Origin of the sequence: Dysgonomonas sp. HDW5B, from assembly GCF_011299335.1 — a bacterium.
Taxonomy (GTDB): Bacteria; Bacteroidota; Bacteroidia; order Bacteroidales; family Dysgonomonadaceae; genus Dysgonomonas_A.
The window spans coordinates 411,791-434,857 of the sequence record NZ_CP049858.1; the positions used below are offsets into that span (position 1 = coordinate 411,791).

General features: G+C 36.0%; 25 protein-coding genes and 1 pseudogene. 5 read left to right on the forward strand and 21 right to left on the reverse strand.

Translation table 11 applies throughout. The annotated features are described in order from the left end of the window. Window positions 1–50: 50 nt before the first annotated feature. The 6 genes from G7051_RS01640 to G7051_RS01665 form a co-directional block, all read right to left on the reverse strand. A complete protein-coding gene (locus G7051_RS01640) occupies window positions 51–1,340 on the reverse strand; it encodes a hypothetical protein (protein ID WP_166198025.1) in 1,290 nt (429 codons plus the stop codon). Between the two features lie 465 nt (window positions 1,341–1,805). Continuing rightward, window positions 1,806–2,414, reverse strand: coding sequence for a DUF2960 domain-containing protein (locus G7051_RS01645; RefSeq protein ID WP_166198027.1), 609 nt, complete (start codon window positions 2,412–2,414; stop codon window positions 1,806–1,808). Window positions 2,415–2,462: 48 nt separating this feature from the next. Continuing rightward, complete coding sequence (locus G7051_RS01650) at window positions 2,463–3,410, reverse strand: relaxase/mobilization nuclease domain-containing protein (RefSeq protein WP_166198029.1); 948 nt, start codon at window positions 3,408–3,410, stop codon at window positions 2,463–2,465. Next, complete coding sequence (gene mobC, locus G7051_RS01655) at window positions 3,400–3,789, reverse strand: plasmid mobilization relaxosome protein MobC (RefSeq protein ID WP_166198031.1); 390 nt, start codon at window positions 3,787–3,789, stop codon at window positions 3,400–3,402. Before mobC ends, G7051_RS01650 begins: the two co-directional genes overlap by 11 nt. Before the next feature lie 200 nt (window positions 3,790–3,989). Continuing rightward, window positions 3,990–4,406 carry a DUF3408 domain-containing protein gene (locus tag G7051_RS01660; RefSeq protein ID WP_166198033.1) on the reverse strand — a complete coding sequence of 139 codons (417 nt, stop codon included), beginning with the start codon at window positions 4,404–4,406 and terminating at the stop codon, window positions 3,990–3,992. Window positions 4,407–4,607: 201 nt separating this feature from the next. After that, complete coding sequence (locus G7051_RS01665) at window positions 4,608–4,850, reverse strand: helix-turn-helix domain-containing protein (protein WP_165025752.1); 243 nt, start codon at window positions 4,848–4,850, stop codon at window positions 4,608–4,610. A gap of 135 nt (window positions 4,851–4,985) precedes the next feature. Here G7051_RS01665 and G7051_RS01670 point away from each other — a divergent pair, with 135 nt between their 5' ends. Further along, window positions 4,986–5,645 carry a helix-turn-helix domain-containing protein gene (locus tag G7051_RS01670; RefSeq protein WP_166198044.1) on the forward strand — a complete coding sequence of 220 codons (660 nt, stop codon included), beginning with the start codon at window positions 4,986–4,988 and terminating at the stop codon, window positions 5,643–5,645. Between the two features lie 380 nt (window positions 5,646–6,025). On the opposite strand, the gene G7051_RS01675 is transcribed toward G7051_RS01670, so the two are convergent. From G7051_RS01675 to G7051_RS01690, 4 genes are all read right to left on the reverse strand, one after another. Beyond that, a complete protein-coding gene (locus G7051_RS01675; protein WP_166198046.1) occupies window positions 6,026–6,445 on the reverse strand; it encodes a hypothetical protein in 420 nt (139 codons plus the stop codon). Between the two features lie 13 nt (window positions 6,446–6,458). Beyond that, a complete protein-coding gene (locus tag G7051_RS01680; protein WP_166198048.1) occupies window positions 6,459–7,478 on the reverse strand; it encodes a DUF2971 domain-containing protein in 1,020 nt (339 codons plus the stop codon). A 203-nt stretch (window positions 7,479–7,681) separates the two neighbouring features. After that, a complete protein-coding gene (locus tag G7051_RS01685) occupies window positions 7,682–8,335 on the reverse strand; it encodes a nucleotidyl transferase AbiEii/AbiGii toxin family protein (RefSeq protein ID WP_166198050.1) in 654 nt (217 codons plus the stop codon). Beyond that, complete coding sequence (locus tag G7051_RS01690; protein WP_185154998.1) at window positions 8,322–8,861, reverse strand: plasmid maintenance system antidote protein; 540 nt, start codon at window positions 8,859–8,861, stop codon at window positions 8,322–8,324. Before G7051_RS01690 ends, G7051_RS01685 begins: the two co-directional genes overlap by 14 nt. 318 nt (window positions 8,862–9,179) lie before the next feature. Between G7051_RS01690 and G7051_RS01695 the strand changes: the two genes are divergently transcribed. Both G7051_RS01695 and G7051_RS01700 read left to right on the forward strand, forming a co-directional pair. After that, window positions 9,180–10,697: a Fic family protein gene (locus tag G7051_RS01695; protein WP_166198052.1), complete on the forward strand. Its 1,518-nt coding sequence runs from the start codon at window positions 9,180–9,182 to the stop codon at window positions 10,695–10,697. A 412-nt stretch (window positions 10,698–11,109) separates the two neighbouring features. Further along, entirely contained in the window at window positions 11,110–12,282 is a 1,173-nt protein-coding gene (locus G7051_RS01700; RefSeq protein WP_166198054.1) for a site-specific integrase, read from the forward strand. A gap of 37 nt (window positions 12,283–12,319) precedes the next feature. Here the strand turns inward: G7051_RS01700 and G7051_RS01705 are convergent, their stop codons facing one another. From G7051_RS01705 to G7051_RS01715, 3 genes are all read right to left on the reverse strand, one after another. Continuing rightward, the gene (locus G7051_RS01705) at window positions 12,320–12,589 is read right to left on the reverse strand and encodes a DUF6596 domain-containing protein (protein ID WP_166198056.1); all 270 of its coding nucleotides are present in this window, start codon (window positions 12,587–12,589) and stop codon (window positions 12,320–12,322) included. 254 nt (window positions 12,590–12,843) lie between these two features. Beyond that, window positions 12,844–13,086: a hypothetical protein gene (locus G7051_RS01710; protein ID WP_166198058.1), complete on the reverse strand. Its 243-nt coding sequence runs from the start codon at window positions 13,084–13,086 to the stop codon at window positions 12,844–12,846. A gap of 319 nt (window positions 13,087–13,405) precedes the next feature. Then, a complete protein-coding gene (locus G7051_RS01715; protein WP_166198060.1) occupies window positions 13,406–13,726 on the reverse strand; it encodes a helix-turn-helix domain-containing protein in 321 nt (106 codons plus the stop codon). A 95-nt stretch (window positions 13,727–13,821) separates the two neighbouring features. On the opposite strand from G7051_RS01715, the gene G7051_RS01720 reads away from it, so the two are divergent. Then, complete coding sequence (locus G7051_RS01720; RefSeq protein WP_166198062.1) at window positions 13,822–14,580, forward strand: MBL fold metallo-hydrolase; 759 nt, start codon at window positions 13,822–13,824, stop codon at window positions 14,578–14,580. Between the two features lie 67 nt (window positions 14,581–14,647). On the opposite strand, the gene G7051_RS01725 is transcribed toward G7051_RS01720, so the two are convergent. From G7051_RS01725 to G7051_RS01735, 3 genes are all read right to left on the reverse strand, one after another. Continuing rightward, a complete protein-coding gene (locus G7051_RS01725; RefSeq protein ID WP_166198064.1) occupies window positions 14,648–14,938 on the reverse strand; it encodes a putative quinol monooxygenase in 291 nt (96 codons plus the stop codon). Window positions 14,939–14,948: 10 nt separating this feature from the next. Beyond that, window positions 14,949–15,914 carry an NADP-dependent oxidoreductase gene (locus G7051_RS01730; RefSeq protein WP_166198066.1) on the reverse strand — a complete coding sequence of 322 codons (966 nt, stop codon included), beginning with the start codon at window positions 15,912–15,914 and terminating at the stop codon, window positions 14,949–14,951. Window positions 15,915–15,976: 62 nt separating this feature from the next. Next, on the reverse strand, window positions 15,977–17,068 hold the full coding sequence (locus tag G7051_RS01735; protein ID WP_166198068.1) for an SMP-30/gluconolactonase/LRE family protein: 1,092 nt from the start codon (window positions 17,066–17,068) through the stop codon (window positions 15,977–15,979). Between the two features lie 92 nt (window positions 17,069–17,160). On the opposite strand from G7051_RS01735, the gene G7051_RS01740 reads away from it, so the two are divergent. Further along, on the forward strand, window positions 17,161–17,991 hold the full coding sequence (locus G7051_RS01740) for an AraC family transcriptional regulator (protein ID WP_166198070.1): 831 nt from the start codon (window positions 17,161–17,163) through the stop codon (window positions 17,989–17,991). Between the two features lie 314 nt (window positions 17,992–18,305). On the opposite strand, the gene G7051_RS18215 is transcribed toward G7051_RS01740, so the two are convergent. The 5 genes and pseudogenes from G7051_RS18215 to G7051_RS01750 form a co-directional block, all read right to left on the reverse strand. Further along, window positions 18,306–18,551 (reverse strand): hypothetical protein, encoded by a 246-nt coding sequence (locus tag G7051_RS18215; RefSeq protein WP_255493293.1) that lies wholly within the window; start codon window positions 18,549–18,551, stop codon window positions 18,306–18,308. Window positions 18,552–18,556: 5 nt separating this feature from the next. Beyond that, on the reverse strand, window positions 18,557–20,644 hold the full coding sequence (locus G7051_RS01745; protein WP_255493294.1) for a copper-translocating P-type ATPase: 2,088 nt from the start codon (window positions 20,642–20,644) through the stop codon (window positions 18,557–18,559). A 108-nt stretch (window positions 20,645–20,752) separates the two neighbouring features. Next, a pseudogene (locus tag G7051_RS18395) lies at window positions 20,753–20,812 on the reverse strand (hypothetical protein); the annotation flags it as partial. Window positions 20,813–20,859: 47 nt separating this feature from the next. Next, on the reverse strand, window positions 20,860–21,567 hold the full coding sequence (locus G7051_RS18220) for a multicopper oxidase domain-containing protein (RefSeq protein ID WP_255493295.1): 708 nt from the start codon (window positions 21,565–21,567) through the stop codon (window positions 20,860–20,862). A 50-nt stretch (window positions 21,568–21,617) separates the two neighbouring features. After that, entirely contained in the window at window positions 21,618–23,060 is a 1,443-nt protein-coding gene (locus G7051_RS01750) for a multicopper oxidase domain-containing protein (RefSeq protein WP_255493296.1), read from the reverse strand. Window positions 23,061–23,067: the final 7 nt, after the last annotated feature.

The window sequence follows — 23,067 nt, forward strand, 5'->3', positions numbered from 1 at the left end:
TTACCTACAGGTTATTTATCTAAATTAATCACTCTGAGACAGAGGTCACTCTATAGTTTATGATGGAGAAAGAGTTTTAGTGCATACTTTATATTGTATGCTTTACAAGCATAGATGAATGACATCTTATCATCTCTTTTTTTACATTGCAAGTTTTCGCATGTTCCTCCTAATTTTCTGCATTTATAACGATTTTCATAAGCTGTAAGAGACTCTTGAATCATATGAAATTTTCTTATTATATCACTGATTTTTCCTTGTCCTTCTTTTGTTAAATCAAGCAGTGTTCTAAAATCGGTACTATGTTTAGCATTATTTGGAAGATAAAATATTTTCTCAATTTTTGTAATAAGATTAGCGCCTTTAGAGTTCGCATCGTTTAATTTAGATCGCTGTGAATTTATATATCTTGACCATTCAATATAGTTTTGTTGATTCAACTTGCCCTCATCAATACTTTTAATAATAATGTCCAAATTACTATTTACATCATTTAGACTTTTTAGTGCAGAAAAATAGCTTGACAAATCATTATCTACAACTTGATTTACTCTACCACCATATTTTAGAAACATCAACTCTTCCATAGCATCTTTCTGAGAAAAACCACTATAAACAACTTTTTCAATAATATTATCTATGTTGTTTGCTATTTTGTTAGGAGTTGAGTTTATCTTGAAGAAAATGTATATCAAAATCCAAAAACCAATTAAAACTGTTGCAACTTTTATTTCTTTGGTATATATTTTAATGTCGTTCATTATATCCCAAGAAGAATATATTATTATACATATAAATACTATAAATGAGATTATCTTTAACAAATAACCTGTAGCACCTTTATTGGGGATAATATTATATTTGATGCCTGCTGGAACTAATTTATTTCGTTTATAAAACAAAAAAAATAATGGTAATAACTTATCAAATGATAAAAATCCGACAATATATAGCAACCATGAATAGTTATGCATAGTGAGGAGTAAAATAAATATAACTAAAAAAGACAAACCTGAGATTGTCGATTCTAAAATTGGATACTCGTTCCATAGTGTTGTTATCCTATTAGGATAATATATCTCTTCTTTTGGGAAGATCATTTGATAAGCCATAATAGCAATGAATGTGAACGACAACAAAGTAATAAATAACATTAAAACTATTTCCCAATTTATGACATCGTCAAGCGTTGTCATAAAATCAAATAAATAAACTATCAGTCCAACTAATGAACCTCCTATTGCCCAATTGCTCCAGCCTGGTCGGCTAAAATTTGAATTAACCCTTTCTTTTTCTGAATACAGAAAAGATAAAAACTCCGATTTTGTTAAATCATTCATATTTCATATGCATTTTACGAATTTATAGTTGTTACATCTTTTTTATGCTGGCGAAGAAAGTCAAACTTGTTAAGGATATAATCTATCACTTTGCTAGTATTTTTAATATACCCGAAATGCCTAATTATTTTTTTGCTTGAAAAAAATAACATCATTTTTCATCAGGTGTAGTAATTCGCACTGCCTTAAGGTATTAATCTTTTGTTTGATATAACAAAATTTATACCAAATCGAGATACTGTCAAAATGTCTTAAATTAACAAAAAAATACCATCTCTTTTATAATTGTACATTTGTGTCAGGTATATTCAAAATATAATTAATAAATATCTCATATATTTCTTATGGATTAAAATTACCAAGGATGACATCTACTTTTTCTCTTTTTATTAAATGGGTATTTACAAATTCAGCGTGCCATTTTTGGCACGCTGAATTTCTTTTTCCTTATTTTACTTTTTCAGTTTACAACCCCTCTGCTTCCTCCTTCAGCTGTTTCGCCTCCAGCTCCTTAAATTCAGCCTGCTCCAGCTTCTGAACTCTTTCTATTACCTTCCGTTCGTATTCCTCCACATTCTTTCGGAAATCTTTTACAGCCTTCTCGTCCCTGTTGTATGTAAAGATATTCTCTATCCGATGAATTTTAGTAGAATCGATACCTTGAGCTGCCTTGATATGCCTGTATTTAATATCGTTATCCGAAAGGCTGTCGATCTTCTCATGTTGCTTATAAATATAAGATACTGCCACAATCAACAGCAGAAACAGACTAATCAAGGTACAGGCTACCCACGAAGATTTTATATCCAGTAAAACCATGTGATAGAGTGTTTGCTTCGGGGGATTCTTTAAGATTTGCTCTATCTGTTCCAGTTTATCCCAAAGCGGTTGATTATCCGTTTCGGGTGGTTTGATATTTTCAATCAATGATTCTATCCGGGTAGTGTCTACCTGAATAATGGGTTGATGGTGCTGTTTTTCCTGTTTCTCTTGTTGATCGTTTTTCTGCACTATCTTTTTTAGCATATCTTTGATCTCCTCGAACATGATGTATGTAGGTGTATCGCTTGACATAATCTTACTGTTTTAATGTAAATATTAAATTGATTTTATAAAAGTTTTTTATCCGATTCCTTTGCTTTTCTTTTTTTTCTTACTGTTCCATTGTCTTTCCTTCTCCTCGGATTGCATACGGTGGGCAAATTCGATTTCCTCAAAATCCTCTCCGTGCTGATTTATAAGACCGCTACCTTTTATATCTTCCAGAGCAGATTCAAACGTATTGCTGTTGGAGCTTGTACCTTGATATTGGGTTTGCCGATTCTGCCTTTGATCGGATTTATTATTGTATTCCAATTGATTGTTTATTTTGGAATAACTGAACATCCTGTCTACTTTAGAGCCGTTGAATGAATAACCGTTCTTCAGGAAGGTGATACCTTGTATCTCGTCTGTTTCCCCTTTGTACTTGAACTTGACCTGAATCCCTTTTTTATTCAGGACATCTATTAATTGTTGCCAGTTTTTACATAAGGGAACATGCTCTGAGAGTATTCCGTAAACCTCGTATTTTGATTTGTCGGGTTCCTTCAGCCTATGAAGGTTTACATTCTCTTTACCCGAAGCGAAATAAAGACCGTACTTCTTTGTAAGTTCTTTGCAGATAGCCGTACTGCGTCTTCTCTCATTACCGTCTTCGATGGTTTTTCCATCGTTATCGATTCGGTTGTAACAGATATGTATATGCGGATGTGGCTTGTCAAAGTGCCGTACAATAATATACTGGGTATTTACAATTTTCATCTTCTGTAAATATTCTCCTGCTATTTTCAGCATTTTTTCGTTAGTCAGATCGTCTTTATCCTGTGCCGAGAAGTCCAATGAAACGTGTCCTACGCATACTACTTTCTTCGGATTCAATCGGGATTGGCAGATAAAACTTCGTATAATGGAGTCCTTATCTTTATACCGAACACCTGAAGCTGCAATCAGTTTAGCATCTTTTTTATCATCCATAATATAATTGACCGCCCCTTTAAAATCAGATCCGCTTGTTATTTTAGCCATCATTTTCAATACTGTTTATAAGGTTGTCGATCTTTTCTACAAGTAATATGCACTCTTTTGAGGCTGAAAAATAGCCTTGTTTGTTTGCCTGATAAGCGAGTTGGTTCAGGTTATTTGCCATACCGCAGAGCTTACGGATACAGTCTGTCTGCTCTATTGTCAGGCGTGCTTTTACACAGGCGTTGCGGATACATTCCCGAACAAAATCGCTTTTGGTTTTTATTCCTGCCTGAAGCATTTTAGCCCGTAGGGTATAGTACTCTTGAGTATCGAGTTTCAGATTGATACGGTATGTTTTTTTGCGTCCGACCCCTAATGCGGGACGACCGCCTTTGAACTTGTCAGACTTATTTTTAGTATTGGTTGTATTTGTTGCTTTCATTGTGTTATATGCTTAAATTAAAAAATTAGACCAGCGGGATGAACTCCCCAGACCATCGGGAAAGTGGGGAGCAAGTGGTTTCGGTATGCCCGAAACACAAACTTGCTTCTTCCACTTTCGATAAATGGTTCATCCTACTGATATTTTGAGAATTGTGCTATACAGTGTATACACTTTACAGAGTTTACTATAGGCTTATCTTATAGTTTTTTCCACATTTCGAGATCTTCTTCATAGGTTTGGAGGTGGTGGCGTGCCATGTTCTCGAGTAGTCCTGAGACGCTCATCTTTCGGTCTCCGAGTTTGCGTGCGATTTCATCCAAAAGGTCTCGAAGTTTACCGCTGATAAAAACAGTTTTTCGGTCTGTAATTTTTGGGGTTTCTAAAAACAGGCTGCGGTATTCTTCTAAGTTGGCTTTCTTCTGTTTGGTGCTTAGACGACTTGGCATACTTGCTGAACTTGGTACAGCTTGTTCAGTGGGTGTATTGCCTTTGGTTTCTGTACTGGCATTATCAGGCTGATTAGACAGTTTGTTTTCATCGGACAGAGTGTTGTTGTTCGACTTAGCTAATTGATCTTTGCCTGTCAAAGAGGTGGGCGTTGTTTTGGTTGACATAGTTTAATGAGTTTAATTAATTTATACTAAAAAGTTATTTGATTGTAGTTTAGATAAGGAATTGATAAAGTCACTTTTATCGATCCAGTTAACTCAATTGATCGTTCGAAAAAAATAACGCCATACGCTTATGGCGTTATAAAACTTTCTCATGTGGTGGATGAAAAAGGACTTCATAGATTTCAACTTTTGTTGTACCTATTACTTTTGATTGTACTCCCTGATAGAACTCTCATGAATCCTGTTATCAGGGGTTTTCTTTAAAATACCCGATGCTACTAGGTCCGATATTTTTTTGTGTGACCTTCGGAGCATCTTGGCTACCTGATTAATACTATAGGTTTTCTCTATAGCCGTTTCCACAGACTTGGGCATCTTCTTATCGATAACCCTTTCAATGATCTTCTCAATCGAAGATTCCGTTGTTACAATGATTGTTTCCATAAAACAAAATTTTAATTAGAAAAAAATGATTATTATTTAAATACTAAATTTTATTATCTATATTTACATTGTAAAATTAGCAATAAAATATAAATACTAAACAAATAGTTTAGTATTTAATAATAATTATACTTTATGGTTCATTTAGTTAAGATTCGTGAGTTGTGCGAAAAGAACAACGTGACAATGAAGCAAGCCGCATTAGATTTGGGAATGACCGAACAAAGCCTGCATAAGCTCATTAAGACAAACTCCACTAAAATAGACACACTGTTGGCTATCTCCGAATACTTTAAAGTTGAGCCTGCTTATTTCTTTGATTCTTATTCGGATGATGCCATAGAATATATCAAGGTAGGTAAAGAGGAATTATACGGCTTGATGAAAAAGGTACTAGCCTATTCTATTCATGGGTTTGGAATGGTAAAACTGGAATGGGATGCAAAGGAGAAGAAATTCAATTCATACTTTGATGTGCTGAATAAACAATACAGCCCTGATGAGAAAGATTTGGAATATATTTCTTCACTACTGGAGACAAGAATCGACATTACGGACGAAACGACTCCTAAGGATATATCTAAACTGTTGATGACAAAGGATGAGTTTGATTTTACATCGACTTATTATTACAGTACACGTAAGATGGAAGTACAGGAGGAACTGCAAAAGTTTTCTTCTTTCATCAGCAAACATAATATTCCGATGACTGATTCCATAAAGAAAGATATGCAGGAATTAAAAGACCAGATTAAATATTATGAGTCCAAAAGTATTATTGGGACTACTAAATAGATTTATTTTATTTGTTTCTTGTGAAAATTCAAAATACGGCAAAGATTGATGTTAAAGATACTAGAATAAGAGTTATTATTCAGGTTGTTACTTCCGATTACATTTCCCTTGCGGATATTGGAAAATACAAAATCAACGAGCCGAATATTGCTATTGGCAATTGGATTCACAACAGGAATATGGGAGAGTTTATATAATCCTAGTTTTAAACCTCTCGAATTCGAGGGGTTTAAAAGAAAAGCAGGCTTAAGGATAACAGATTACACCAGAATCAAAATCTCCGCCAAAACCTCACGAAAAACTCCTAAGTAGTTTATTTAAAATGCTTTATGAGTTTTTTATTTTTTGGAGGTACGGCGAGAGGTACGGAATTACAATTATTATTTGAGTATCGCAGCAATAGTGTATATGGCAGATAATAACAAAGATATGATTGAAATCACAAGAGCAATTTGACTTTGTTTCGCATTTTTCAAATTCTGAATACGAAGTTCCTTTTCTATACTTTTATCGAATCGCTCATTTTTATATCCTCCATTTTGAATAAATTTAATTCCTAAATCCGTTATTGCGGGGAGCTCTTTATTTCCAAAAGATTTTAGTTCAATGAGACCATCTGAAAGCAATCTTCTTTCTAAAAATTCAGTTTCCCAAAGTTCATGTCCTTTCTTCTCAAAAAGAGCATTACAGATAAATTGCATGGTCAATCTCTCATCATCCATCCCCTCATTCTCTATTCTCGTTCTGATTCGGGATAATAATCCATGCAGAATTGCATCTAACTTTTCATCATGAGTCATTTTTATCTCGTTTTTAATTACTATCAATTTTTATAAGTTCTCCATTTATTCCCAATTTAAAGAAAAAAGCTTTGGTTGGAGGAGTTCCTGAATTTGTATAAGCAAATATTTTAAATATAGGTTCTCCTGAATCCATACCAATAGTAGCAATATAAATCTTATTAATTAGAGGTTCATATTTTACCATCTCAATTGCTTCAATAAGTTTATATTTATAGATATATGCTTCTTTCCCCAAAAAGTCCTCCGTTATTAGAAGGTCTTCAAGATTATAGGATAGATTATTCGCAATATATTTAGGAGCTTCAATATATTTATCTTGTATTTCTTTTGGTCTAAATTTATAGGATTGTTCTATTAAATCCATTTTATAATATTTCAACCCTCGACCTTTTAAGCGGCTCATTATCAAATCAATTTCTGTATCCTGCATTCTAAATCCGAAGTAAATGCCTGTAACAGCTCTATAATCAATATCAAACAACCCTTTTCCATCAACGATTAGACGATATTCTTTTTCATGCTCCCAAGAGAATGATTTTGAACCTAAATATATTTTTAGAGTATGATTAATATCTTTACCTTGGAGTATTGATACGTCTGCTTTAGGAATATTATTCACATAATCAACATCAAAGTCAAATATAAATTGGAAATACCTATTATGATTTAAAGATTCTTTCAACAAATCAATATCATACTCTATTGCAAATCCATAATGACCACTTCCATAATACGCCCATAATAATTCATTGTCAATATTATTACTCAATGAATAAATTCCTACTTGAGAAAACTTGTCAAGAAGTCCGCTATATTGGTCTTTAACCTCTTTTGAGTATTCATTAAAGAAATTCAGCAAGGAAGTTACAGAATTATCATTATAAAACCCCTCCGTTGGGTCATTCAATTCAACTTTAGTAGGGAGGTAGATTTGATTATTGGCAAGAGTATTAATATCCCTCTCAAAAATAGATTGCCCGTCCTTATCAAATGTACCTATACCTCCTCTATATTTATATGCTTTCTTCATTTTGTTATTATTATGACGAATTTACATCACTATTTTCGTTTTCCAGCATTCCTATTTAAAAGCGAACCGAATAAGCCCACGAGTGAAAAAGACGAAATTTCGGCACGAAAGCCCTGATTATCTCTATGAGTCGTATGTGAAAGGAGATGATCTTTAGATTTCTGGTTGAAAACTAATCAATTAACTATAGATCAATTGAATAATTAACGATTATCTACCATTTCTATAATATCTTCTTTGATTAATTCCCAATATTTACCCTTTAAACACTTCGGATCAAAATCAGCATCAGCATATTGAAAATCAATCAATTTTTCTTTTAGCTCCTTTTGCGTATGAGAATAAGGATAACGTTCAGCATGAAGCCTCATCATTTGTTCGAGACTCAGATGTTCCATTAATTCGTGGACATCCCAAAAATCTTTCTTCCTGCCATTTTGCCCAATGACTTCCATTTTCATAGCCGAAATCTCTTCAATAGTAGCCATCCGAATAGAATCAATATCTATAATGGGGCGAATAAATGAGTCCGTATAAAACAAATCGACCTTTACAAGATCATCTTTATTTTTACCTATATAATAACTTTTACCAAAGCTATCGTTACCTGCATATTGCATCTCAAGAAAAGGAAATGTTTCTTGCAACTTTTTATCTATTGCGTGAAAATCGATACTGTCATATTCAGCATCGGTAAACAAATCAATATCTACAGACATCCGATGCCCTAACTGTAAACTTAATGCTGTACCACCAACAAGCCGAAAGGGAGCCAGAATTTTCAGTTTCATCAATTTGTTCAAGACATCCAATAGGGTTCTGGAAACAGTTTCAGTATGTAAGTTATTTGATCTCATTTGTCGGGATAATATTGATGCCTAAATATTTTTCTACATTTTCAGCTAATGAAGGTAAAAATTGAGGAATAGTGTTTAGCTCTTCCATTATTATATCTCTACCATAGAAAGAAATTATTTCTTTTATTTCAAGATCATTGCCTCGTTCAAAAAATCGCCGAATAATTGCTTTCTTTTGCTTTTGCCAGTCAATCTTACTAATATCTGTGTCCCAGAATAAAACATTGCGAATTTTGCTTAAATCAGGCTTTTGCTGATTTCTTAATAACGCTTTACGTTCTTTCTCAATTTCATAATACGCCTGAAGTAACATGAAATATTCTTCATCCGTACCTAAAGCATGACCTAGCTTAATCGACAAGGCAGGATTAATACCTCTGCGTTCTTTGCTGATCGCATTGATCGTCTGAGGGTACTCACCCAAAGAAAGAGCAAACTGCTTACTTTCCCATCCTCTCTTTCTCAACTCCCGGCTGAGAACTGCTCCCGGATGTACGCCTCTTATTTTGGTTATCTCTGGTAACATGGCTTATTTATTTTATAGTGTAAATATAATACTATTCATTCAGTAAACAAAATTGTTTATCGAAAAAATAGAAGTATATTTAATTTTATTTTGCGGTGATAAAATCTGTATAAATAAAATTTTCAAAAATAGGTTTTCAAAAATAATGGTAGATGGAAAGGAAATATTACTTTTACACTTAACACTTGTAACAGCACAACGTATTACACTTGCAATAGTACATCACGTAATACTTGCAACAATACAACAAGTTATACTTGCAAAGACACTGATGAATATACAGATAGTAGAATAATTAATGATGATAATATAAACAGTATGGCAACAATACAGGAAAGATTAGCAGATTCACTAACCATATTAAAGCAATTCCAAAATAAAAATGGATTAGCCATTGTGAAATCTTCTGACATATCAAGAGTTCATCTGAACCGACTTGTGAATAATGGTTTCCTTCAGGAAGTTGTCCGAGGTTGGTATATTACATCTCGTCCGGATAGTGCACCAGGAGATACTACTAGTTGGTACACTTCATTTTGGTATTTTGTGGCAAAATATGCTTCTATCCGATTTGGTGTGGAATGGTGTTTAACTCCAGAGCAATCGTTGTCTATATACAGTGGAATCAGTACGGTCCCCAGACAAATTATTATACGTTCTATGCAAGGGTCAAATAACCTGATACAATTGCCGTACAATACTTCTTTATTTGATTTGAAAGCCTCTGTAGCAGGAAGTATATATAAAGAACCTCAATTCGGGCTCAACATCTACTCGTTGCCGGAAGCATTATTAGAATGCAGTCCTGATTTTTTCAGGATGGACAGCGTAGCTGCCCGTACCTGTTTATCATTAGTTTCCGATATTTCCGATGTATTGAGAATAGTGCTTGAAAAAGGACAAACGGTTAAAGCAGGAAGACTTGCCGGAGCTTTTCGTAATATAGGGAATACAATAGCAGCGGATGAAATCATCAATACAATGAAAAGCCTAGGTTATGATATCCGAGAGGAAGATCCTTTTACTGAGCCAAGTGGTATCACTTATTCGAGAGCATCTTCGCCTTATGCTGTACGGTTAAAACTTATGTGGCACAAAATGCGCGAGGTTGTTATCGACCATTTGCCAAAAACAGAACATATACATACAGACATCAATGCCTGTATGAACGAGATAGAAGCACAGTATAAACTAGATGCCTATCATTCTTTATCCATTGAGGGGTATAAGGTTACAGACGACCTTATTGAAAAAGTAAGGAGTGGAAACTGGAAGCCCGATGAAGATGCTACTGATTCAGAACAACGTAATGCGATGGCAGCTAGAGGTTACTGGCAAGCCTTTCAGGCAGTAAAGGAAAGTGTAGCGAAAATACTAGAGGGAGTGAGTCCAGGAGAAGTAGCCGACAACGGACATAGGATTTGGTATCGTGAGTTATTTGCTCCAAGCGTAGCTATCGGATTATTAAAACCAACAGATTTAGCTGGATACCGGACAAATCAGGTTTATATCCGCGGTTCCATGCACACTCCATTAAACCCTGAAGCCGTAAGAGATGCAATGCCTGTGCTTTTTGAGTTATTGAATAATGAACCGGATGCAAGGGTACGTGCCGTTTTGGGGCATTTCATTTTTGTATATATTCACCCCTATATGGATGGGAATGGACGGATCGGACGTTTTTTAATGAACACAATGTTCATTTCAGGAGGCTATGACTGGACAATCATTCCGGTAGAAAGGCGTCTGGAATATATGGCTGCTCTAGAAAAAGCTAGCGTAAATGAAGATATTAGTGATTTTACACTCTTTTTGGCATCGCTAGTAAAAATGTAATTTTCAATTTGTTTTACAGTGACAAAAACAACATCCTCAACTAGCTGATTATAAGTAAAATAAAATCACAATAGGGTTTCTTTGGTATTCGAACTAAAAACTACCGTAACTCTTTGTATATATGATAATTATGATTATCTTTGTAGCGTATAAATGTAAAAACCCACTGTTTTACATTTGTTTTACAGTAGCAAACGAAAAATTGAACTATTTCTTTGAAAATAAATAGGTTACATCAAAGCTCAAAGCTCCGCCAGGAACCTCTGGATAAATTAAAGGAATAGAAATAAAACTTCTATTCCTTCTCTTTTACAAACACTTACGTCCTCTGTGGTGGAAGGACTGAAAGGATAAATTTCATAGATTTTCAGCTTTTGTTGTACAATTGTTAGACGAAAAAACGATGTGCAATATGAAAGCGACCTTAAAAATTCTTCTCCGTAACAACGATGTTACAAAAGAAGGTAAACATCAAGTTTGTCTTCGTTATACAGCTTATAGAAAATGTACTTTTATCGGACTGAATATTTCTGTCTTGCCCCAACATTGGAGTGAAAAGAGATCTGCTGTATTGTCCGGTGATCAACGCTTCCTTTTTTATAATGAACTAATTAAAAAGATGTACCACAAAGCAGATGGTATCATAATTGAGAATTATTTAAAACCTCTCCCTGTCCGTGAATTTATAGGTAAATTAAAAGACCAAAATTATGGAAATACAGATTTCTATATTTTTATTGAAAAAGAAATAGAATTACTTAAAGCTTCCCGTGCATCAGGAACAATATCGAACTACTACAAACTTATCAATACGATGAAAGAATGGAAATCAAGTCTTTCATTTAATGAAATTACATTAGAGTACATTCAACGTTTCCATAACCACGAAATAGAGGTTGGCAATCAACAGTCCACCATCTATAAGAAACATGCTAACTTTAAGTTTCTTATTGGCTTGGCTATTGATAAAGAAATCATAGAAAAGAACCCTTATGAAAAATTTGAAATAAAGAAAAGTATCAAAGCACAAAATAGTGACGTTGTGACCGAAGATGAGTTGAAAATCTTGCAAAAAGCATATGAAGAAGATAAATACAAGGAAGGCAAGAAAGAAGTTTTACGGGAATTTCTATTTAGCTGTTATACCTCTTTATCCTTTGCCGAATTTTCAGAAGTAACATACGGCGATTTAAAGCCTATAAAACTTAAATCTAAAGAAACATACCCATTGCTATGCAATGAACGTACAAAGACGAATATACCCTACAAAATACCAGTTGTTTCGCCTGCTGTTGTCAAACTACTTGGTGATGGTGAATCCTTTCAAAAGATATTCGCCCCTCTGACCAATCAGCCGACTAACCGATACCTGAAAGAAATAATGAAAGACCTTAAAATAGAAAAGACAATGACTTTCCATCGAGCCAGGCACTCTTTCCGAACCATAGCAGCGAAAAGAGGTATTAGGGACGGTATAGCTGAGCGGATAATGGGACATGCAGAAGGAAACGATATCAAAGATATCTACACTCATTTACATGATGAAGATATCGTACAGGAAATGCTAGATAAGTGGGTAGTATAATTTGTGAACTCTAATCTGTAATAACTAAGACTTAATCTTATCGTTTACAGTTGTTTATATAACATTCTGAAGTTTTCTTTCGGCTATGGATTTTGAAAGTACCGACAGAAGTTGTATGCCAATAGGCAATACCTGCTTCCAAGTTATATTTGGAGATTTCATTTTCTGAACAAGCATTCACCAAGTAATAATTACATCTATCAATTAGTTCCTGATCCCATAAACCTGTATCCTGTTGCTCATATAATACAGCCTCCCCGCCTTCATGGGTTCCTCTTACATCCAGCCTTGAACTTTGAAAGCACATGAGAGCTATATTTTTTTATTTTAACTTCAATTTTCTATAGGCTTTATCATAATACAGAGAATATTATTTCCGAGTTAAGTTTCTGTCAGTACTTTTGCTAACTCCAGACTATCTTCGGAGAAAAAGTAATGCGTTACCTTTTTGTCTTCAACCTTAAAATGCGTCATAAAATGACTATTGAACACTTTATTTGTTTTCAGCATGCGGGAAGACAAATAACCTACTGCCACTGCATTTTCGCCGTCAACGACTAACTAGTTCGTATCGAAAATCAGTGATTCGACATATTGTTTTTGGAGTGAAAAGAACTTTCTTATTTCTTCCTTACTTGATCTGTTGCCCAGCCAAGGAGCTAAGGCCTTATCTCGGCGAATCTCCCATTGTATGTTATCTGCTATAAGATCGATCACTCCATTGATGTCATTTAATGCTCTTCTCTTGTAAAACAGTTCTACGATTGCTCTGGTTTCTTCTGTTGTATTACTATTTGTATTCATAATTTTAATTTAAAAAGATTATTACTCGAATGTTACTTATCGTAAATCAGATACCAATGAATTCCGTACTTATCAATTAATGTACCCAGCATTAGAAAAGGAAAAAGGAGTGTATTATATAGAACAAATTGGCAGAGGTATTGTTATTCGAAAACATCAATCTTAACTTATCCGCAAAATAAGTCCCTTTTGTTTTAACTATAAATCCAATCTATAACGAAAGTATTGTTGTACCTTATACATTCGTATTTCGCCTGTTTTTGAAATGGCATTTATCAAGGAAGACTTAATCTGGTATATCATTGTATTATTTATTCTGCTATATACCAGAATATTTATTGATCCAAGATTCCATCTCTTTTATGATTGGGTGTAAAGAGTCTCCTTTATTAGACAATCCGTAAAAAACTTCCGGAGGGAATGTGTTTATTTGTTTTCGGACAACTAATCCCTCATTTTCCATCTCTTTCAGATGTTCCAGTAATACCTTTTTGGAGATTTGAGGCATTACACGCCAAAGCTCGGAGAATCGTATATCTCCATGATGTAGGAAATGATATAATATCAAAGGCTTCCATTTACCAGAAAGTAACTTTAGGAATCTATTTAAAGGGCAATTCTCAAAATCTTGAATATCCATAATCTGTTTTTGTTGTTCACTTAAAAGTAACCTTCTTGGTAATAAGGCTCATTGACTTTACTTTTGGTCATTACAAATATAAAAGATTAAACCATATGAAATTAAGATTATTAAGAAATGCAACTTTATTGTTGGAATCAGATAATGTGACATTACTAATAGACCCTATGTTTTCTGCCAAAGGAGAATTAGGTGCATTTCCTTATTTGGATGATAAACGAGAAAATCCGCTTATCGACCTTCCTGTTACTAAAGCTGAACTAGAACTACTTGTAAGCAATGTCGATGCAATATTGCTAACGCATAGCCATCCTGACCATTGGGATATAGCCGCACAAAACATACTTTCTAAAGATATTCCTATTTTTTGTCAGATAGAAGATAAAGATATGCTTCGAAACGTCGGTTTTATAAATGTTATACCTGTAGCTATTAAAGCTGATTTTAAGGGATTTACTTTTTATAAAACTGAAGGAAAGCACGGGATTGGAGAAATTGGAAAATTGATGGGAAAAGTATCAGGTTTTGTGATAGAACAGAACAAGGAAAGAATTTATATTGCAGGCGACACCGTATGGTGTAGTGATGTGTCGGATGCTATAAATAAATATATGCCTAATCGTATCGTTGTTAATGGCGGAGCTGCTCAATTTACTGTTGGGGATCATGCCACAATGGATAGAGAAGATTTATTGAAAATATATAAATATTATCCTCAAGCTGATTACTATATAGTGCATCTCGAAACAGTAACACCAATAGTAGAAACTAGAGAAGAAATAAAGGCTTTTTTGAAAAAAGCCTCTCTCTCTGATAGATTCAGTGTACCTGATGATGGAGCTTATCTATTTTGATCAGATAACAAATATTGTCTAATCTATTACTCTAGTTAAAGACTTTCTTATTCGAATGGGAAAGTCTTTAGTTATTAAATAAGTCCATAATAATTACGGTACCCTCTTTCGATTGGCATTTATCAATCGCAGGAACAAGTCTTCTAAAGTGTTCTGTCCGACAATGAATATCCAATGCCGCCCTATTAGGCCATTCTTCGATAAAGATGAAATGGGTTTTATCCTCCTGATCTACAAATAGATTATATTCAATACACAGCTTTTCCTTTTTAGTCTCCGCAACCAACTCTTCATACAAAGGTATTACCTCTTCCAAGAATTCTTCTTTAATAAAATCTTCTGCTATAACTTTTATCATCATTTTAATATTAAAGTGTCACGACTATTTTACCCACAGTGCGTCCCGATTCTATTTGTAAATGAGCCTCTGCCATTTGGTCAAATAAGAATGTCTTGGATATATGTGATTTCAAGATTCCTTTTTCCAATAGATCAGCTATCTGCTTCACATCCTCTCCATTGGATTCTACCGTCATATAATAACAGAATTTAATACCTTTTTCGTTTATTGTATTAGTAAGTTCCTCCGAGAACCCCGATGGCAAATTGATTATAATTACAGTACCTGACTGTTTTACTACTTCCAGCGATTTTTCGAGATTCTTACCTCCAATCGTTTCCAGTACAAAATCTATGTCGCTTACTGTTTTCTCAAAATCCTGACTTCTATAATCAATATGTTCATCTGCCCCTAAACTCATAACAAACTCTTTATTTGGTGCTGACGATGTCCCGATTACATAAGCTCCCAAATACTTTGCTATCTGAACAGCATAATGCCCGACTCCGCCCGAAGCAGCATGTATAAGCACCCGATCACCAGCTTTTAGATGTCCATCTTTAGTAAATGCCTGCCAAGCAGTTAAGGCGGCAAGTGTTGCTCCGGCTGCTTCTTCATGTGAGATATTTTGAGGCTTTAGTGCCAATTGCGAAACAGGAACAGCTACATATTCAGCATAGGCTTTTCCATGTCCTATGAAATTTACCATACCGAATACTTCGTCCCCAACTTTAAAGTCGTTAACTGCTTTTCCTGTTTCAACAACTTCTCCCGATATATCCCATCCCAGAATAATAGGGTTTTCGTTTTTCAGGCTATCAAGTAATGGGCCTGCAATCTTTGCTCCTCCTGCACGGACTTTTACATCTACAGGGTTTATACTTATGGCTTTTACTTTTACCAAAACTTCGTCTTCTTTGATGGTTGGTGTTGGAATATCTTGTATTATCAGATTATCTACACTTCCAAATTCTTTTAATGTTATTGCTTTCATATTCTTTTTGTTAATTGTAAAACTATTTCTATACTCAAAGTTGTAAAACTCAAAAATCAGAATTAAGGCAATCCGGCCACCAATACAGGTATCATATAGATGCTTGTATGAGCAGAGACATATAAAGTTTTCTTGTCTGCACCGCCAAATACAAGATTGGTTACATCTTCGGGCAATGTTATAACACCAAGTACTTTTCCTTGCGGATTAATAACCCATATTCCACCCGGACCACTAGTCCAGATATTACCTAAGGAATCTACTTTCATCCCATCTGTAATTCCACTTGCACTTTCTTTACTGAGATCTATCAACAGTGTAGAGTGGGTAAGAGTTCCATCTTTCAGAACATTATACCGGCGAATAAAACGATCAATCGATCCATTTGCATACAAAATCTGTTGGTCGGGAGAGAATGCAAGTCCGTTCACATTTTTAATATCATCAACTACCCGCGTAATTTTTTCGTATTGGATCATATAAATAGCATTTGTTTCAATTCCTTTCGATGGATCTTCTCCTTCTTTAAGTAATCCTCCAAATGTATCCGTAAAATAGATTACGCCATTTTTATTTACCACCAGATCATTGGGACCATTAAATTTCTTACCTTGATACCGATCTGCAACAACGGTGCGTAGCCCGTTTTTCTCAATACGTACAATTGATCGCCCCGCCCATGTAGCAATTAATAGATTTCCCTGATTGTCCAATGTCATTCCATTTGAACCACTGAGATTAAAACGCTCGAATTTGGGGTCACTTTGTGATTTACCATTTGTGAGGGACATACCTACCCTCCATATATCGGGATGCTGATAGCCCGTTTTTTCGAGATAGACTTCTATCTTGCCATTAGGATACCACCGATAGATTACATTGGCAGGGATGTCGCTAAATAGTAAATAACCTTTCGTACCTTCTTGGACCCAGGTAACGCCTTCGGTAAATCCAAATCCTGAAGCGACTGTTTCAATAGTCGCATTCGACGAAATAAGCAGGTCTAATGCTTTATCTCTCCTGTCTATTGTTATTCCAGCATCTTTCTGTGCATATATTCCAATTGAGAATAGAATTAGAAATAGTAAAACTACCGTTCTAAGGAACTTTAGTTGAACGATATGACTCATACATTTTGATATTATTAGTCTCATATATTTATTTAATTTAAATTATTAGGTAAATGTATACCTATTTAAGCCTATTATATCGGTATATGTATTCGTTGTTTATGTATATTTACGTTATGATAAAAGATAAACTGCATGAACCGTTCGAAGTTCTATTCAAGAAAGTAGATGAATGCCCGATAGATGGACAAACCTTTAGCTTTTTTCGATTTGTGTATATTGTTTCCGGGAATGGAAAGCAACGAGTAAACAATAACCAATCGGATTATAAAGCCGGAAGCTTATTTCTACTTACTCCCGATGATTACCATACATTCGATGTAGAATCGACTACCGAATTTCTACTTATCAGTTTTAATAATATCTATATCCAGAATAAAGGGCTTGATTCAACCTGTAAGCAACGCATGGAGTTTATATTACAAAATGCAAATCACAATCCCGGATGTATTTTATATAACAAGTCGGACAAACTATTGGTAAAGAGTATTGCGGAGTCGATTATCAGGGAGTATGTTAACCGGGACTTATATAGCAAGGATTTAGTACAACAATTGATAAATACATTGATCGTAATTGTTGCCAGAAATATAGCGGCATACCTTCCTGAAAAGATCAGTGAAAATACAGATGAGAAGGCGTTCGATATTCTACAATATATCCAGACTAATATAGCTTCTCCTTCAAAAATAAGGATAGATGAGATAAGCAGGCATTTCGGTATTTCAGAGTCGTATGTAGGGCGTTATTTTAAGAAACATACCAATGAGACTATGCAGCAATACATAACCAATTACCGGATTAAGATGATTGAAAACCGTTTACTGCACAGTGACATGAGGATTACCGAGATTGCTTTTGAGTTGGGTTTTACAGATGAAAGTCATTTATATAAGTTCTTTAAAAAGAAAAAGGGCGTGGCTCCGAGTGAGTTCAGAAAAAAATGATCATTAGTAGATAGGGTGAGGGATATTTTTTCTTTTTTCCTTTATTTAATAAACCAACTTAGAGCCAGTTTTATTAATCGAGCTCAGCTTTTAATACTAAAAAACATTTTATTAGTGACCAGTTAGTAACGCATTGTAAAATATCTAGTTACAATGCGTTGCCTATTGAGTAGATGCCTACTGACTCTATACGTTTCAAAAATGGCGAATCAACCTGAAATGCTAAAGCGTGTCGTCTAGTAGGCGAACCGATAACCCAAATAAAAAGTAAATAATCATCGTCTTGTTGCGGAATGACTAAACCCTGCTTGTTATTACAATTTCAACTTTCTTAGTCTCAAAGCATTTCCTATTACCGATACCGAACTTAGGCTCATAGCAGCAGCGGCAATCATAGGCGAAAGAAGGATTCCGAATACAGGGAACAAAATTCCGGCTGCCAAAGGAATACCCAGTGAATTGTAGACGAATGCAAAAAATAAGTTTTGCTTGATATTCTGTATGGTGGCATGGCTTAAGGCTTTGGCTTTGGCAATTCCATTGAGATCCCCTTTGACCAAGGTTATCAATGCACTTCCATAGCTACATCAGTACCCGTTCCCATAGCTATGCCGATATCTGCTTGAGCCAATGCAGGAGCATCATTAATACCGTCACCCGCCATTGCCACTATTTTACCTTCGGCTTGCAGACGCTTAATCTCGTTCAGCTTATCGGCAGGCAGGCATTCGGCCTTATAGTTCGTCAGATTCAGTTCACGGGCAACAGCTCGAGCCGTATTTTCGTTATCTCCGGTCAGCATAATCACTTCGATACCTTGGTTCATCAAGGTTTGGATTGCTTGCTGGCTGGTTTGCTTAATGGCATCTGAAATAACAACAAAGCCTGCGATCTTGTTATCAATTGACAGATAAGATACAGTCTTACCCAAATTTTGTTGTTCTATAACTTGTTTTTCAACTTCCGCAGTAATGGTGTTAATCAACTTTTTGTTTCCCAATGCTATCCGTTTTTCATCAATCGTGCCAACTACACCTTGCCCGGCAATGGCTTCAAAATCGGAAACTTCTAATAAATCAGCATTGTTTTCTTTTGCATATTTAACTACAGCCTCAGCCAACGGATGTTCGCTGTGAATATTGATCGAAGCGCTGTAATGCAAAACTTGTTCACTAGTAAAGTCTCCCAGTGGTATTATTGTTTCTACAGATGGTTTACCTTCAGTAATTGTTCCTGTCTTATCGGTAATCAATACGTCGATCTTGTCCATCCGTTCAAGAGCTTCGGCATTTTTAATGAGTATGCCGTTTTGAGCTCCTTTGCCTACGCCAACCATAACAGACATGGGTGTAGCCAAACCCAAGGCACACGGACAGGCAATAATTAACACGGCAATGGCATTGCTGATAGCAAAAATATAAGCGGAACTGCCTCCCCATATACTCCACATAACGAAAGTAGCAACTGCGATAAGTACCACTATCGGAACAAACCAGCCTGAAACTTTATCTGCTAACTTTTGAATGGGTGCTTTTGAGCGGCTAGCACTGTCTACCATTGCGATTATTTGTGACAATAACGTTTCATCGCCCACACGCTCGGCTACCATTGTAAATGATTTTGTACCGTTGATAGTTCCCGAACTGACCTTGTCTCCCTCTTTTTTATCCGCAGGGATTGGCTCACCGGTAATCATCGACTCATCGATACTGCTTTCACCTTTTTGTATGTAACCGTCTACGGGTATCTTTTCTCCGGGTTTAACCCGTAATACATCACCTTTCTTTATATCCTGAATACTGATTTCTTGGTCATGTCCATCAACAACAAGTGTTGCCTCTGTTGGTGCAAGTTTTAGTAGCTCCTTCAATGCAGTATTAGTACGCCCGTGTGCTTTAGCCTCTAAAAGTTGACCAAGTAACACTAATGTAAGAATAACTACCGTTGCTTCAAAATAGAGGTGGACGTTGCCCATGTGATCCTTGAACTGTGCAGGAAAGACCGACGGAAATAACAAACCTACGATACTGAACAAAAATGCAGCTCCCGTTCCAATACCAATCAAGGTAAACATATTGAGCTTCATAGTGCGTATGGAAACCCATGCCCGTTCAAAAAACATCCATGCGGCATAAAAAACAACCGGAATAGTGAATCCGAACTGTAACCAGCTTGAAAGTTTGGGCGGAACAACGTCCTCAAATCCATGTATCATGCCCAGCATGGCAAGCAAGAATACAGGAATCGTGAAGACGATGGCAATCCAAAATTTCCGAAGTAAATCGCGATATGATTTATTGTCGTCCTCACCCTGAGTCGCTATTGCTACTAAATCCATGCCACATACAGGGCAATTACCGGGCTTATCGTACACCTTATCGCCTTCGCAGTGCATGGGACAGGCATATTTTGCAGAAGCCACTTGCAAGGTTGGTTTTTTCTCAAGGTTCATACCGCAGACAGGACAGTTACCTGATTTATGATAAACTTTGTCACCTTCACAGTACATTGGGCAGTAGTATATTCCATCAACCTGAATGTTTTCAACTTTTACAGCAGGTTTTTGAGGAATGACACTGCAAGATGCTCCATCATTATTCTGTTTGTTTTCACCTTGGTCGGGTGATATGGTATAATCACCGATGGATGACAAAGCCTCTTGTAGCCGTTCAATCGGGATATGCTGCTTCATTGTGAGGATTGCAATAGGAGGATTGAGTGTGACAACTGCCTTGATGCCACTAATTTTGTTCAGTACTTTTTCAATTCTTGCACGGCAACCGTTACAGGTCATGCCGTTTATTCTATATGAATGTTTCATAACAATTATGTATTTGTTTTATCTAAATAATGCGAAGATGATTCAATTTAATACGTTATTGTAAATCCCGCACCAAATTTCATATCACTGTCGTAATGACTCGATGCCGAAATATATTTAGTAAGGATGTACCTTGCTCCAAAAGCATATTCGACATTGGTATTAATCATACCCCACAGCCGCAAACGCTTCGTAACAGGGATATCATCTCTCCTTAATTGGGCACGGACATAACCTGTATTATCGACCTGTAACTGGGTTACCAATAAAAACGGTAAAGTATATTGCAATCCAAGGGTAAATGCTCCCCAACTCTTTTGATTACTGATTTGTCCGAACAAACTCTTTTCTACCCTTCCTCCTTTTCTCGAAAACCAATCCCAACCTGCATAAGCGATTAGAAACTGTTTTTGATCCAGAAAACGTCCGATTCGGGCTTCCGCCTCATAACCATGCGTTTTATTAAGTCCGAGTCTCCATTCGGCAGATATTATCCATCGGGTATTCATCAGCGACATATTTCCATCGCTGCCGTTACTTTCCAGACCCACCTGACCACCCAGATAGAAACGGCGATCTTCACCATACACTTTTTTGAGGGCTTCTTTTGGGTTTGCTATTTGTGGATTTGGGGGTGAATCTTCGTAAGAGAATATACGTCCCATTCCTGCCATCATATGATATAAGATATGGCAATGAAAATACCAGTCGCCGTACTCTTCGGCTGCATTAAACTCAATCGTGTCTGTTTCCATTGGCATGATATCCAATACATTCTTAAGAGGCGAGTATTGGCCATGTTCGTTTACCGAAAGAAATGCCCGTGCAAGTGCATGGGATGTCTCATCATGGAGTTATTGTAAATTACAATGCGTATATTTTCGCCTTTTTTTATTAATATCTTATCACTTTCCGAAACTGTTTTATTGTTAATAGTCCATACATAGCGGTTCATATTTCCTGTCAACTCGAAATTAAGTGTTCTGAAAAAGACATCGGGTAAGGTGGTTTTTACGGGCGATTTTAACATAGCGTAATTTAACGTAACAATATCGCCTTGTTCTCCGGAGTGATGGGCATGGCTCGTACTATCTTGCATGGATGACATATCAGACATTTCGCCTCCTGTTATTTCGGGATACATCACTGTGTTCATATCCATTTGCTGAAGGCTCATATTCATTCCCATATCTTTCATATTACCGCCCATGGTCATCATATCGTTCATCATCTTCATGCCTTCGAAGTATTTCAGACGAGGTAAGGGTTTTGCGGCTTGCTTCATCCCGTCTCCCAACCAAAGCGATGCCGAGCCCGTCCTGTCTTCTGATGTGGCTAAGAGTTCATAAGCTCTACCATCAGCAGGAATAGTAACTACCACATCATATGTTTCGGAAGTGCCGACAATAAATCGATCTACTTCTACGGGTTCTACATCCATACCGTCGCTTGCCACAACCGATATTTTGCCCCCCGAATAGGTAAGCCAAAAGTAAGTGGAGGCACTGCCGTTAATGATTCGCAAACGAACTTTATCGCCTGCCTTATACGTGCCGGCTTTTTGTTCACTTGCACCGTTTATCAAAAATCGTTCGTAATAGACATCGCTTACGTCCATGGCATTCATACGCTTCCACTCATTGGCGAGTTTCGTTTTGAAGTTTCCACTTTTGAGTGCTTCGCCATAACTCTGTACGGCGTTTTTCTTAATTGCATACCAATCATTAGCATAATGCAGCGAATGTTCTATTTCGTGCGGATTTTCATCACTCCATTCGCTGAGTAAAATAACTTCTTCGTTCACTACAGGTTCGTCTGGCTTATGTATCACGATTGCTCCATACATACCTATTTGTTCTTGCAGCATGGTATGCGAGTGATACCAATAGGTTCCACTCTGACGAATCACAAACTTGAATTGATGAGTCGACATCGGTTCGATAGGTGCAGTTGTAAGATATGGTACTCCGTCTTGTTCATTCGGCAAAAGCAGACCATGCCAATGGATAGATGTTTCGTGATGCATATTGTTATACACATTCACTATTGCCGTATCGCCTTCGGTAAAATAAAGTGTAGGCATTGGAATCTGCCCATTGACAGCTATTGCCTTTTTATTTTTTCCGGTATAATTTACAATCGTATCATTAATATATAAATTATATTCCTTTATGTTTTGCGACTTGGCTGTGGTAATTATAACCGACAGCACAAAAATCGAAAATAATATTTTACTAATCTTTTTCATATCCGTG

Bases quoted from the DNA above. Each gene is read 5' to 3' on its own strand.
- G7051_RS01730 (WP_166198066.1), bottom strand. From the start codon at position 15,914: ATGAAAGCAATAACATTAAAAGAATTTGGAAGTGTAGATAATCTGATA.
- G7051_RS01665 (WP_165025752.1), bottom strand. From the start codon at position 4,850: ATGGAAACAATCATTGTAACAACGGAATCTTCGATTGAGAAGATCATT.
- G7051_RS01750 (WP_255493296.1), bottom strand. From the start codon at position 23,060: ATGAAAAAGATTAGTAAAATATTATTTTCGATTTTTGTGCTGTCGGTT.
- G7051_RS01675 (WP_166198046.1), bottom strand. From the start codon at position 6,445: ATGACTCATGATGAAAAGTTAGATGCAATTCTGCATGGATTATTATCC.
- G7051_RS01680 (WP_166198048.1), bottom strand. From the start codon at position 7,478: ATGAAGAAAGCATATAAATATAGAGGAGGTATAGGTACATTTGATAAG.
- G7051_RS01695 (WP_166198052.1), top strand. From the start codon at position 9,180: ATGGCAACAATACAGGAAAGATTAGCAGATTCACTAACCATATTAAAG.
- mobC (WP_166198031.1), bottom strand. From the start codon at position 3,789: ATGAAAGCAACAAATACAACCAATACTAAAAATAAGTCTGACAAGTTC.
- G7051_RS01670 (WP_166198044.1), top strand. From the start codon at position 4,986: ATGGTTCATTTAGTTAAGATTCGTGAGTTGTGCGAAAAGAACAACGTG.
- G7051_RS01645 (WP_166198027.1), bottom strand. From the start codon at position 2,414: ATGTCAAGCGATACACCTACATACATCATGTTCGAGGAGATCAAAGAT.
- G7051_RS01685 (WP_166198050.1), bottom strand. From the start codon at position 8,335: ATGAGATCAAATAACTTACATACTGAAACTGTTTCCAGAACCCTATTG.
- G7051_RS01720 (WP_166198062.1), top strand. From the start codon at position 13,822: ATGAAATTAAGATTATTAAGAAATGCAACTTTATTGTTGGAATCAGAT.
- G7051_RS01700 (WP_166198054.1), top strand. From the start codon at position 11,110: ATGAAAGCGACCTTAAAAATTCTTCTCCGTAACAACGATGTTACAAAA.
- G7051_RS18220 (WP_255493295.1), bottom strand. From the start codon at position 21,567: ATGGAAACAGACACGATTGAGTTTAATGCAGCCGAAGAGTACGGCGAC.
- G7051_RS01660 (WP_166198033.1), bottom strand. From the start codon at position 4,406: ATGTCAACCAAAACAACGCCCACCTCTTTGACAGGCAAAGATCAATTA.
- G7051_RS01710 (WP_166198058.1), bottom strand. From the start codon at position 13,086: ATGAATACAAATAGTAATACAACAGAAGAAACCAGAGCAATCGTAGAA.
- G7051_RS01735 (WP_166198068.1), bottom strand. From the start codon at position 17,068: ATGAGACTAATAATATCAAAATGTATGAGTCATATCGTTCAACTAAAG.
- G7051_RS01640 (WP_166198025.1), bottom strand. From the start codon at position 1,340: ATGAATGATTTAACAAAATCGGAGTTTTTATCTTTTCTGTATTCAGAA.
- G7051_RS01715 (WP_166198060.1), bottom strand. From the start codon at position 13,726: ATGGATATTCAAGATTTTGAGAATTGCCCTTTAAATAGATTCCTAAAG.
- G7051_RS01740 (WP_166198070.1), top strand. From the start codon at position 17,161: ATGATAAAAGATAAACTGCATGAACCGTTCGAAGTTCTATTCAAGAAA.
- G7051_RS01725 (WP_166198064.1), bottom strand. From the start codon at position 14,938: ATGATAAAAGTTATAGCAGAAGATTTTATTAAAGAAGAATTCTTGGAA.
- G7051_RS01650 (WP_166198029.1), bottom strand. From the start codon at position 3,410: ATGATGGCTAAAATAACAAGCGGATCTGATTTTAAAGGGGCGGTCAAT.
- G7051_RS01705 (WP_166198056.1), bottom strand. From the start codon at position 12,589: ATGTGCTTTCAAAGTTCAAGGCTGGATGTAAGAGGAACCCATGAAGGC.
- G7051_RS01690 (WP_185154998.1), bottom strand. From the start codon at position 8,861: ATGTTACCAGAGATAACCAAAATAAGAGGCGTACATCCGGGAGCAGTT.